Genomic DNA, 12,136 nt, shown 5'->3' with positions numbered 1-12,136 from the left:
GTTAACATTAAGTTTTTTACATGTTTTAGGCACCTATTCACTTAAGTATTCGTAAAAAATACTGATCTACATTTACAAACCCTTAAAATAATACAACGATGGTAGTCGATAATTACCGTCCCGCCCCGCAGGATGAAATCGGGCAGAACGCAAAGAGAAAGCGGAAGTCGGTCATCAAATGGACACTGCTTGCTTTGCTTTTCCTTGGTATTGGTATCGTAGTGGCCGCCTTGTTATACGAGATACAAACTTCGAGATTACAGGCCCGGGAAATTTCACGTTTTGCTGCCACCTTAACCTATCACGTGGAGCCAGGTCCCAGCAATGCCCTGGTGTACCCACAGAGCGGTCCATTTGATAAGCGATTGGGCTATGCCCAGCTGCCGGAGATGTTGGACCGGGTACAGGCACGGGGCATGCAAATAACTTACCAGTCACGTTTCTCGCCTGCTCTGATCAACTACGCTTCCTACGGCCTTTTTACGCCCTATCCCGAAAAAATACAGACAGGGCTCGCTATTTCCGACAGCCGGGGAGAACCCTTGTACCAATACAGCTACCCTCGCCGTGTTTACCCGTCTTTTGAAGCTGTGCCACCCCTGCTTATAAAATCTCTGCTCTTTATCGAGAACCGCGAGCTACTGGACACCGCCAAACCCTACATGAATCCAGCTGTTGACTGGGCCCGTTTTACAAAGGCGTCCATGCACCGGGCCGGCGAAATGATGGGCCTGGATTACCAGACTATTGGGGGCAGCACACTGGCTACCCAGATCGAGAAATTCCGCCATTCGCCGGGCGGTATAACACTGGGTGCCCGCGAGAAGATACAGCAGATGGTTTCGGCAAGCGTGCGCGCTTACCAGGCCGGACCAGAAACCCTGCCTTCCCGAAAAGACCTGGCCCTTTCTTATGTAAACCTGGTGCCTCTGTCGGGTGCGCCGGGCTATGGCGAGGTGCATGGCATTGGTGATGGTCTGTATGTGTGGTTCGACTCCGACCCGGAAGCGGTAAACCAATTACTTAACTTACCCGATGAGCAGGCCAAAGGTGATACCCTGCTGGCTAAAGGACAGGCGCTGCGCCAGGTACTTTCCCTGATGATCGCCCAACGCAGGCCGTCTTTCTACCTGGGTAACAACGGACACAAGGAGTTAAACCGGCTAACCGGCGGTTACCTCCGACTGCTGGCCCAGAACAACTACATCAGCCCGGCGCTGCGCGATGCGGGTCTGGCCCGGCCAGTTGAATTCCGCAACTTCAGTATTAACCCGGCTGTTGCCCCAAAAGACAAGAACAAAGGCGCCCTAATTGCCCGAACCCACTTATCGAGCTTACTGGGCAAAACACTGTATGACCTGGATCGGATGGACCTGTCTGCCACCGCTACCCTTCAAGGCGACCTGCAGCAACAGGTTACAACTTACCTCAATAGCCTGCGCAACCCTGATTCTGCCAGCGCAGCCGGCGTGATCGGCGAGCGCATGCTTTCCCCGAGCCGCACCAAGGCGGTGCTGTATAGCTTTACCTTATTTGAGCGTACACCCAACGGAAACGAGGTGCGGGTGCAAACCGATAATACCGACCAGCCTTTTGACATAAATGAGGGCAGTAAACTGGAGTTGGGCTCCACGGCTAAAATGCGCGTTCTGATCACCTACCTCGAAATTGTCTCGGAGGTGCACCAGCGCTATGCAGGCCAGTCAGCTGCAGATCTTAAAAAGGCCCTTTCTGGACCGCACGATAATCTGAGCCAGTGGGTACTACAGTATCTGGCAACGGCAAAGGACAAAAGCCTGAAGGCCACCCTGGAGGCTTCATTGGAGCGCCGGTACTCGGCCAGCCCGTATGAGGCTTTTTTTACCGGGGGCGGCAGGCATTACTTTCATAATTTCCGGAACGAGGACAATGGCAGAAGGCCTACGGTTCGGGAGGCGTTTCAGAAATCCATCAACCTGCCTTTTGTGCGTATCATGCGCGATGTGGTGCGCTACACCACCTACCAGCAGGTAGCCGATATGCCCAGACTGCTGGCCAACGATGGAGAGCCAAGACGCCGGGAATACCTGGAACGGTTTGCTGACCGAGAGGGCAAAGTATATCTCCGTAAGTTCTGGCGTAAATACAAAGATCTTTCAGAAGCAGAAAGGTTGGAAAAGTTGCTTGCAGGACTCTACCAGGACGAAGTGCGTCTGGCGGTGGTGCACCGTTTTCTGTACCCGCACACCGACCTAAAGGATTTTGATGCCTTCCTGCGCCATCGGCTACCCAAAGCACGCATCACCCCGGATCGGGTGCAGGAACTGTACGAACGTTACGGACCGGAGGCCTACTCGTTGTCTGACCAGGGCTACATTGCGCGCACCCATCCTCTGGAGCTATGGCTTTTACAATACGAGCTGGCACAGCCCGATGCGAAATGGGCAGAGGTGGTGGAGGCCAGCCAGGCACAGCGCCAGGATGTGTATACCTGGCTGTTCAGAACGCGCCATAAAAATGCGCGCGACTCCCGGATCCGGACAATGCTGGAGCTGGATGCCTACCAGGACATCCAGAAGAGGTGGGAGCGGCTGGGCTATCCGTTCGGCCAACTGGTTCCTTCCTTAGCTACCGCCCTGGGCTCTTCCGGCGACCGCCCCGAAGCGCTTGCCGAACTGATGGGTATTGTGATGAACGATGGCGTGCGCCTGCGCACGGTACGCATCGATGCCCTGCATTTTGCCAAGCTCACTCCCTACGAAACTTCCCTGAACTGGAAACCGCTGCAAACGAGCCAGGTAATGGCCCCAGAAATAGCCGCAGTAGTGCGGCAGGCCCTCACAGAAGTAGTGGATGTGGGAACCGCCCGCCGCCTTCAGGGTGGGTTCACCAAACCTGATGGCACTGCCTGGCTGATGGGCGGTAAGACGGGTACCGGCGATAACCGAAGCTATACCTTGAGCGCGCAGGGCTACAGGGTGGCATCCCGAACTATTAACCGGACCGCTACTTTTGTCTTCTTCCTGGGCGAGAACCACTTTGGAACCCTGACGGCCTTTGTGCCCGGCCGTGAAGCAGCTGATTTCGGGTTTACCTCCTCGCTACCGGTGCAGGTGCTCCGCGGTATGGCACCCATCCTGGAGCCTTACCTGGATATGAAAGACAGCCCGCTACATCCGACCCCTCCCCCCACGATGCCTGCACAAGAAGAGCCACACGTAGTGCTCACAGCCAGTCCTCCGCTTAGCAACTCTGAAGCTGTTGTGCATTGATACCCCCGCGTTTTTGAAAGGCTTTGGAAAACCCTCCACCCCGCCTCCTCCCGGAGGGAGGTGGAGTAAAAAAAATCCCTCGCCCTGTGGGAGAGGGCTGGGGAGAGGGATAAGTATTCAAAATTAAACATGACGCAAGTTTAGCGTTAGCGCAACTTGTGGCTTATGATGAGGCCAGTTAGTAAAGGCGTGTTCCATAACCATACTTCCGCCAGTTTCAAACTGGCCCATTTTCCAACCACCAGTTTTAGCAAAGCAGTAATTGGCGGTATATACCTCCTAAAAACAGTTGATTGTTTTAATTTACAAGATTAGTGGGAGAGGGATAAGTATTCACAGCCAGTAATTCAACGCTGGATATAAGCATTATTAAAATAACTATCTTTACCGGCTAACAGGTTAATAAACAGCAGTGCAAGCGTATTACCTTTTCATCGATACAGAAACTTCAGGAATACCTGCTGACTGGGATGCGCCTTATGCTGATGCGGCCAGCTGGCCCTATTCGGTTCAGATTGCCTGGTTTGTGTACACGCGCGAAGGAGTGGAAGTAAAGTCGGAGAACCATTATATTTACGAACCTGAAATAGAAATATCGGATAGATCTTTTCGGATACATGGTATCACGCATCAGTTTTTGAAGGAGAACGGAAAAGACAGGAAAACCGTTCTGACGCAGCTGAGCAACGATCTAGCCCAGTATCAGCCCCTGGTGGTTGGTCACTTTATGCAGCTTGATTTCCATATGCTGGGCGTCAGTTATGACAGGGCCAAGCTGCCAAACCCCTTGCTAAAGCTGCCCACTTTCTGCACGATGAACGTTTCCGCAAATTTTATACTTCCGGCTTCAAACAAATTCCTGCGGTTGGGGGAATTATACCAGCGCTTGTTCCGGGTGCCCATGCCCATGCAGCATGATGCCGCTGCCGATGCCAAAGCCACGGCGGCCTGCTTTTTTAAGCTGCGCGAGCAAGGTGATATCACCGATGAAATGTTGGAGAATGAAGCTCCTGAAAAATCCGATAAAAAATTTTTCAGAAACCCGGGCCAGTTCCTGTACCTGTTGCTTGCCCTTGTTGTTGTACTAGCGCTACTGATCTACTTTTTATGAACAAGAAACTAGAGGTACTTAAAAAGGCAGACCCTTTCCACCTATTACCAGAGGACGTGCTTATCGGTATTACAGATCTGCTGCAGGAGGTAACCTACGCCCAGACCACCGTTATTTATCACCAGGAAATCACCAAAATGAAAGGGGTGGATATTATTGTAGCAGGGGAGTACGAGGCCTTTTTTTACGACAGTGAGCAAAATAAGCGCGTTATCGATCTGCATGGGCCGGGGTATTGCTATGGCGGGCTTTCTGTGCTCCTTAACCGGAAAAGATCCCTGCGCTCTGTGATCGCTGCCAAAGGCACAGTGGTGTATTTTCTGCCCCGCCGCGATTTCAAGCAGCTCTGCCAGGCATACCCCGCGTTCTTTCATTTCTTCACCGCAGAGTTTGGCCGCCGTATGCTGAACGATGAATATGCCCATTTTGTAAAGCGCCCCGTTTCCTTCGAGCAGAATTTTATCACCTCCGATCAGCTTTACTCCAACAAAGTGGAAACGCTGGAGTTTAGGGAGCTTGTTACCTGTGGCCCCGAAACGCCCGTTTACAAGGCTGCCGCCATGATGGCGGAGAACAAAGTAAGCTGTTTGTATGTGCACGATGGGCAAGGGAGTATTGTCGGCTACATCACAGATATCACCATCCGCGACAATGTAGTGGCCAGGCAGGTAAGCGCGCTTGAGCCGGTACAGGCTGTTATGGATAACCCCATCGTGTCGATCTCTACCCAGGCTTTTATTTATGAGGCCATCCTGCTGATGTTCAGCACCAAAACCCGCTACCTGCTGCTGGAAGAAGAAGGGTCTTTCAAAGGTTTCATTAGCCGCAACAAGCTGTTAAGTGAGCAGGCCCAGTCGCCGTTCATGTTTATCCAGTCGGTTAAGCTGGCCCGATCGGTGGGGGAACTGAAGCAGAAATGGCGGAAGGTGCCCGAAATCGTTTACCAGCTTTTGGAAAGGGGAGTAAAGCCCGAGATCGTAAACCAGGTAATCACCACGGTATCCGACACCATTGCTTCTAAAGTAATAGAAAGTGTGGTGGAGGAGATGGGCACACCACCGGCCCGCTTTGTGTTTGTGGTGCTGGGCAGCGAGGGTCGGAAAGAACAAACCCTGAACACCGACCAGGACAACGCCATTATTTACGAAGACAAGGCCAACGAGCAGCGCGAGCTGGTCAGGGAGTACTTCCTGACCTTTGCCGGGCATGTTTCGGAGCGGCTGGATGCCATTGGGTTTAGTTTCTGTAAAGGCGATTTTATGGCCATGAACCCCAAATGGACCCATTCGCTGTCTCATTGGAAGCGCAATTACCACAGCTGGATGCAGGAGCCTGACTTTGAAACAGTGATGAAGTTCGCCACCTTTTTCGATTGCCGCCATATTTATGGCGAAGCCACGCTGATGGATGATTTAAGGGGTTTTCTGGACCAGGAACTGCAAAGGCCGCTCGATCGGTTTCTGTACCACATGGCCAAGAATGCCTTGCAGTACGAGCCGCCGCTTACCTTCTTCAAAAACATTAAAACCTTTACAAAGGGAAGCCAGCAGGTATTCGACGTGAAAAAGACCATGACGCCCATCGTGGACCTGGTGCGTGTGTATGCCCTGAAAAACAGAATCTTTAAAACGAATACGGGAGAGCGGCTTCTGGCCTTAAAAGCAACGGAGGATTTCAAAGAAAAGGATACGCAGGAGTTGCTGCACGCCTACTATTACCTCATGAGCCTGCGGCTTCAGAAACAGGCCGTGCAGATCATTCAGGATAAATCCGCACCCGATAATTTTATCGACATCGGGGGGCTTACCAAAATCGAGCAGGTTACCTTGAAGGAGATCTTTAAAACCATCACTAACTTCCAGACCAGGATAAAGCTGAATTTTACGAAAGAGCTGTTCAGTTAAGGCTTTCACCGGAGCGCATGGCCCCGAGGTTGTGCCACTTCCATAAAAAAGCCCTCCTGTGTTTAAAGAAGGGCTTTCCAGCAAGATCATGGGTTTATAAATTTACGCATGTTGCGGTATTGGAAATGCTTTGATGGTATAAACCCACCCCCAGCCCCTCCGAGGAGGGGAATTACATGCCCGAGTAAAACTCCCCTCCTCGGAGGGGTTAGGGGTGGGTTAAGCGCAACCTGGGTTAATTAACGCAAACTATCTCATTCCAAAAAGGTCAATAGCGCGTACAAATCCGACTTCAACAAAAGTGCCGGTGTTGTAGGCGCTGTCTATTTTGGCCGGGCCGGAATTGTAGTGGATGTCTCCGCCGTAGATGTACTCCGGGAACACGTTAAGGTAAAGGTTAAAGGTGTGGTCTTTTTGCCACTGGAAAGCGAATCCTTTCATCAGGGGCGTTTTGCCTTCCAGAAGCGTGTTGGAAGTAGGGTCCAGGTACATGCCAATTCCTTCGGCATTGAAGCGCTCACCGATCAGGCCAAGCGAAATATGGCTTCTGCGGTAATCAGAATCAGGATTTGTGGTGATCCGGATGCCGTACTCCAGCCTGCTGAAGTTGTTGTTAAATTCCCCGTCGCCATACTCTTCTGCATCCAGGCTGTAAGTATAAACCTGCCTGGAACCGGTGCGGTAATCCACGTATCCTTTCAACCATTTGTGGCCACCGTAAGCCCGTAATCCTCCTACCAGCAGCGAGGCGCTGTAGGCGTCAAATATCGGGCTAAAACCTGCCTGGGGCGTCAGGTAACCGTAGGCGCCATAGTTCTCGGCTTCCAATCCTATCTTACCTGTTACGTTCAGGTTTACAGTAACCACATTTTTGCTGATAACGCTTTTGTCCTCAACGGTTTGCCCGTTGGTCATGGTGGAGTACTCGCTGCGGAACAGCATCGGGAAATAAGAGCCGGAGTAGCCCACCTCTATTCCCACATAAAGTACCGGTTTGTACAGGTCTGCTTTAGCGGGCGCCTGGTAGCTGTAATCGGGGTTGTAGTTGCCCATGCCATCGTAAATGATGCCGCCTAAAAAGTATAGCACAGAGGCGCTGGCCGCAACAGAGGCTGCCTCCTGCACCTGGCGCTCCTCATTCTTCTTCTCTTTCCACTGGTCATACTTTTGCTGGCGCTCGCGGGCTTCCTGCTCTTCGGCCGCTTTCTGGGCAGCTGCCTGCTGGGCGGCGGCTTCGCGGGCCAAACGCTGGCTTTCGGCATACTCTTCCTGCTTTTGGTGTTCGCTCTGGGCGCTCTCGGCAGCGGTGGCTTTGCTGGTTTGGCTGCTGTTCAGCTTAGTAGGACCATCCGAGGCCGAAGTGGTTGAGCCCGAGCCGGATGTATTGCCGGCGGTACCGGATGTTTTGGTGGCAGCCGTTGTGGCAGCGGCTTTTTGTTGCTGCAGTTCTTCTGCCTTCTTTTTATCAGCGGCCAGTTTGTCGGCGGAGGCTTTCTTTTCGGCAGCCAACTTATCTGCAGCCGCTTGCTTTTCGGCGGCGGCGCGTTCATCGGCTTTTTTCTTTTCGGCGGCAAGCTTTTCTTCCTCTTTCAACTTTTTCTCCTTCTCCAGCTTCAGGTTTTCCTGAGTTATGTTCTTGATGCTGGAATATTTGTAAGTTATACCGGAAAGGTAAGTATAGGAATCGCCGTCCTTTTTACGGCAGCTTTTCTGCGCATCGCCTCCTAAAAGAATGTGCGCCCAATCTGAGTCTGGTGTAAAGCGGGCACCGGGCTTTAAGATAACCACCTTGTTTACATGAAGCTTAAAGTTACGGGGCTCATGGCAGGTTGAATTGAGCGTAACATCCACTACCAGGTGATACTCTTCGTTGGTGTTGTTCTGGATGTAGAACCAAAATTCTTCGTTGCCGAAGCCGTAATGCCGCTGGGCGCTGATCGTGAACCGGGCATCGGCCTGGTTCAGGTGAATGTCTTTCCTTTGTGCAAAGGTTGGTAGGCATAAGAGGAGTAATCCGCTTAGCAACAGGAGTTTGAACTTGAATTGCATGGGGTGTAGATGTGTTAAATAGAGAAAGCTTTAGAATGTACGAACCTGTTCTGTTCGCAAGGTGCAGCATGTTGCGCACCTTACGACATACAAAATTGTTCGTAATTCTGAACGCTGGCAATACCCACAACCAAGTATTTATTAAGCGCTATATAGTAGCGTGCCTTCTGTTTTTCAATTAGTGCTCCTGTTCTGTTTTGCGCAGCAGGCCCTGTCCGTGCAGTGTTTGCAGCAAACTGTCTGTCTGTTGCAGGCGATGCGTCTGTTGCCCCTTAGGTAGAGGCTTAAACTGGTGCAGCAGCTCCAGGGCCGTGGCAGGGCGCTCGTGCAACTGCAGGGCGCAACACGTCCTGCGCCTGCTAAGAGTACGTTTTTGGCCAGGCCATAGCCTGAAGATGTAGTCTCATGCTTTTTTGATTAACCTTCCTTATACAGAGCATAGAAGCGTGCTGTATCTTATTCGCGGAGCGGTAGCGAAGTTAGTTTCCAGTTGCTCACGCTGCTGCACATGGGCTTCTCCATATCCAGCAGTTCGCACAGTTCAGTTAAAAAGAGCTGGTAATTAGCGCGTTCCGAAGCGCCGGAGGCTTTCCAGCGGGCGATAAAAGCAGTAATGTCAGGTGTGGCGTAAATCTGCATGGAGTTAGGGCGGTGTCTGTTTGCTTTCAGGTTGAAAAATGCTGCTGCAGTTTAGGAAAAAAAGAGGAGAAAATATAGCGTTAGTGCTATGAATACAGAAACAGTTTAGAAACCTCTTTTAAGATAACCTGGGAATAGGGGTAAATCATTGTTAAAAATTTCCTTGAACCAAATTGATTATAACAAGTATAACTTAATAAAATCATAATTTATTTATATTATCAAATTCAATTCATTTAATCCTGGCTGTTTATACTTCGCCGGTGCCTCTAAATGAATGACAGTGATTTGCTTACCTTTTTACAATCATGTTATGAGAAAGCTTTACCTGAACGTGTTGGTTTTAACATACGCGCTATGCGGCCTGAGCGCCTGCAAAGAAGAATCGAGCCCGCTGCCACCGGGCACAGTAGCTGTGGAGGTGCAGCACATGGTGGGGGAGGATGCCCTGCAACTGAACAACGGGAAATACCTGAATACGGCAGGCAACGAGTATAGTGTGAGCAAATTCAAGTATTATATCAGCAATGTGAAACTGATCAGTCAGTATGGCCAGTTTGCGTACCTGGAGCCCGAGAGCTACCACCTGATCTCGCACGGCGGCAACATGGCGTTCGAGCTGAAGGATGTGCCGGTGGGCCTCTACAACAGGCTGGAGGTATCTATTGGCGTGGATAAATTACGAAACCAGTCTACGCAGCAGCTCGGCGACCTGAGCCCGGCCAACGACATGGTGTGGGGCAACAGCCCGGGGTATAAATTTCTGACGCTGGTGGGTACATTTAAGGGCAGCTCAAAAAGCGGTAACCTGGCCTTCAATGTGGGCGGAGACGCCAACTATAAAACCATGACCCTGGACCTGCCAACCCCCGTAGACCTGCGTGATAAAAAAGCTTTTAAAATTAAGCTGCAAGGCGATGTGAACGAGTTATTCCAAAGCCCCAACCTGATCAATTTTGAAGTGATGAGTTCAGGGGAGCAGGCGGCGGCAGGCCCCAAAATGATTGCCGATAATTACAGCAAAGGTTTTTTGAAAGCCGTGCAGGTAGAGTAAACCACCTACACTTCACTAGCATCCTCACTCCCCTGAAAGCACATCACGCAGGGCGCGAGGCCAATACTTCCCGCACCGAGGTCCAGCGAATGTCGGGGTAACGGTTGTTATCGAGCGGCTCCAGTTTGGCTTGACCGCTGAACATGTTGCGCAGGTACTGCATGCCTTGCCACGGCGGAAACACTTCATTTGGCTGTGGCAGCAGCTTGCGGGTTACCTTGATCATGGTATCGAGCGTGCCCAGGCCACCTACTCTGAACAGACTGAAGTCGTTGCCGGTTGCCTCGCTGGCCGCTTGCTTCAATCCGTTGGCGCTCAGCACCTCGCCGGCAATGCGCAGGTAGCGCGGCGTGGAAGGGTCCAGGGCGGCAGCGGCGGTGTAAGTGGCAGTATCCTGCATGGTGGTGAAGTCGAGAGGCTGGTCGGCATCGCCCCAGTAAATAACCCTTTTCAAGGGGAAAAGTATAACCGGTGCCTGCCCGGTGAGCAGGTCGGCAAACATGCCGTTGAGGATAGAAGTGGCGGCAATAGGTGTTTTTTCAATCCGGTAATGAAACTCCTTGCGGAAGTCGAGGTTGCGGTTGGTGCCGTAGGAGAGCCTGGTAAAGTCGATAGAAAAATCGGAGGGGATAAAGCGGGGCACACCGGCCGCTACCGCCGCATCGAGCAGCCTGGTTTGTATATCGAGCAGCACATGCCCCAGCCCTGAATGGGCCGAAACAACGCAGGCGCCTCCCGCACAGGCGCTGGTCAGATCCTGGGGGTTGTTAAAATCTATTTCCACAACGGAAACGCCTAAGTTGCGAAGGGCGTTTACTTTTTCGGAGGCGCTTTCTGTACGCACCAGCGCCCTTACATTTGCCCCTTTATCCCGGAGCGCCTGCGCGATAAGTCCACCAAGTTCGCCGGTAGCCCCGGCCAGCACCACAACTCCCTTTTCCGAATCTGTATCCATTTTATTCCGATGTTTTTAAACCGATAATACAACACGCATTATGGTAATTGCTTTAACCCAAAAACCGCTTTTTTGTTTGCGACTGGGGTGGTTGATTTGTTTCAGCAGTGTTTTACCTGATAAGAGATAGGCGTTTTGCCTCTACTCAATTTTTGTTCCTCCGCCCGCTGGGAGGAGGTTAGGAGGAGGGCTTTGCAATGGCTGCCGAGGTAAAACGGTTCATACATCCCGCCAGTTTGAGCGAAGCGGTAACTGGTGGTTGGGCATAGGGCCAGTTTGGAATACCTACCCCTCACCCCAGCCCTCTCCCCAAATGGGGCGAGGGAGCTTTTTTACTCCTTCTCCCTGTGGGAGGAGGTCGGGAGGAGGGTTTTTGCGTGGGCTATAGAAGTAAAAAAATGCCCTCACCCCGGCCCTCTCCCAATGGGAGAGGGAGTTTAGGTTTGGTCCAACATGCGGCGGGTGGAGCGCTTGACAGGTATCTATGTTTTATTTTTGTTTTTGATAATGCACTTTTTACTTTTGCATTAACCATTTGGTTAAATTAGATGGTTAACACCATGGAGCTATCAACTGAAAAGCGAATTTTAGAAGCAGCCAAACAGATTTTCCTGACAAAAGGCATGGCAGGCGCGCGCATGCAGGACATTGCCGACGAAGTAGGGATTAATAAAGCCATGCTGCACTATTATTTCCGGAGCAAGGAGAAGCTTTTTGAGGAGATTTTCCGGCAGGTTTCGGGGCAGCTTTTGCCACGCATAAACGAGATCATCGCCTCCGATCTGCCTTTGTTCGATAAGATCCATTTCTTTTGCGAAGAGTACATAGACCGGATGCTGGAAAACCCCTTTATCCCGCTTTTTTTGGTAAACGAGGCCAACGTGCAGCAGGGTGAGTTTCTGGAGAAACACTGGGGCCGGCAAAAGCCTGATCTTGGTAAACTGGCCGAGCAGGTAAACTATGAAGCATTGCGGGGCAACATCAAACCCATTCACCCCATGCAGCTTTTTCTGAACATGCTGTCGATGTGCATTTTTCCTTTTCTCTCCAAACCGATCCTGCAGTATGTGGCAGGTATGGACGATGCCGTTTTCAGGCATATGATGGAAGCGCGAAAAAGGGAGGTGCCGCAGTTTGTGATCAACTCTATCCGTAACTAAATTATTTTTAGCC

The 12,136-nt window shown here is 51.4% G+C and carries 9 protein-coding genes; 5 read left to right on the top strand and 4 right to left on the bottom strand.

Going from position 1 to position 12,136, the window contains the following annotated elements; genetic code table 11:
• Positions 1-98: 98 nt before the first annotated feature.
• The 3 genes from AC4BAN_RS01525 to AC4BAN_RS01515 all read left to right on the top strand — a co-directional run bounded on the left by AC4BAN_RS01525 (position 99) and on the right by AC4BAN_RS01515 (position 6,266).
• Positions 99-3,251, top strand: coding sequence for a transglycosylase domain-containing protein (locus tag AC4BAN_RS01525; RefSeq protein ID WP_490562597.1), 3,153 nt, complete (start codon positions 99-101; stop codon positions 3,249-3,251).
• Between the two features lie 412 nt (positions 3,252-3,663).
• A complete protein-coding gene (locus AC4BAN_RS01520) occupies positions 3,664-4,362 on the top strand; it encodes a 3'-5' exonuclease (protein ID WP_490562596.1) in 699 nt (232 codons plus the stop codon).
• Positions 4,359-6,266, top strand: coding sequence for a DUF294 nucleotidyltransferase-like domain-containing protein (locus tag AC4BAN_RS01515; protein WP_490562595.1), 1,908 nt, complete (start codon positions 4,359-4,361; stop codon positions 6,264-6,266). Before AC4BAN_RS01520 ends, AC4BAN_RS01515 begins: the two co-directional genes overlap by 4 nt.
• Positions 6,267-6,515: 249 nt before the next feature.
• Here AC4BAN_RS01515 and AC4BAN_RS01510 read toward each other — a convergent pair whose 3' ends face one another.
• The 3 genes from AC4BAN_RS01510 to AC4BAN_RS01500 all read right to left on the bottom strand — a co-directional run bounded on the left by AC4BAN_RS01510 (position 6,516) and on the right by AC4BAN_RS01500 (position 8,954).
• Positions 6,516-8,315, bottom strand: a complete 1,800-nt coding sequence (locus AC4BAN_RS01510; protein WP_490562594.1) for a hypothetical protein — start codon at positions 8,313-8,315, stop codon at positions 6,516-6,518.
• 178 nt (positions 8,316-8,493) lie between these two features.
• Complete coding sequence (locus tag AC4BAN_RS01505) at positions 8,494-8,646, bottom strand: hypothetical protein (protein WP_490562593.1); 153 nt, start codon at positions 8,644-8,646, stop codon at positions 8,494-8,496.
• Positions 8,647-8,771: 125 nt separating this feature from the next.
• Positions 8,772-8,954, bottom strand: a complete 183-nt coding sequence (locus tag AC4BAN_RS01500; protein ID WP_490562592.1) for a hypothetical protein — start codon at positions 8,952-8,954, stop codon at positions 8,772-8,774.
• A gap of 313 nt (positions 8,955-9,267) precedes the next feature.
• Here AC4BAN_RS01500 and AC4BAN_RS01495 point away from each other — a divergent pair, with 313 nt between their 5' ends.
• Complete coding sequence (locus AC4BAN_RS01495; RefSeq protein ID WP_490562591.1) at positions 9,268-10,008, top strand: MbnP family protein; 741 nt, start codon at positions 9,268-9,270, stop codon at positions 10,006-10,008.
• A 43-nt stretch (positions 10,009-10,051) separates the two neighbouring features.
• On the opposite strand, the gene AC4BAN_RS01490 is transcribed toward AC4BAN_RS01495, so the two are convergent.
• Positions 10,052-10,963 carry an NmrA family NAD(P)-binding protein gene (locus AC4BAN_RS01490; RefSeq protein WP_490562590.1) on the bottom strand — a complete coding sequence of 304 codons (912 nt, stop codon included), beginning with the start codon at positions 10,961-10,963 and terminating at the stop codon, positions 10,052-10,054.
• 560 nt (positions 10,964-11,523) lie between these two features.
• Here AC4BAN_RS01490 and AC4BAN_RS01485 point away from each other — a divergent pair.
• Positions 11,524-12,123, top strand: a complete 600-nt coding sequence (locus AC4BAN_RS01485) for a TetR/AcrR family transcriptional regulator (protein ID WP_490562589.1) — start codon at positions 11,524-11,526, stop codon at positions 12,121-12,123.
• The last annotated feature ends 13 nt before the right edge of the window (positions 12,124-12,136 follow it).

The sequence above is a fragment of the Pontibacter sp. GD13 genome, from assembly GCF_058216355.1.
This window is presented reverse-complemented; position numbering and strand designations above follow the sequence as displayed.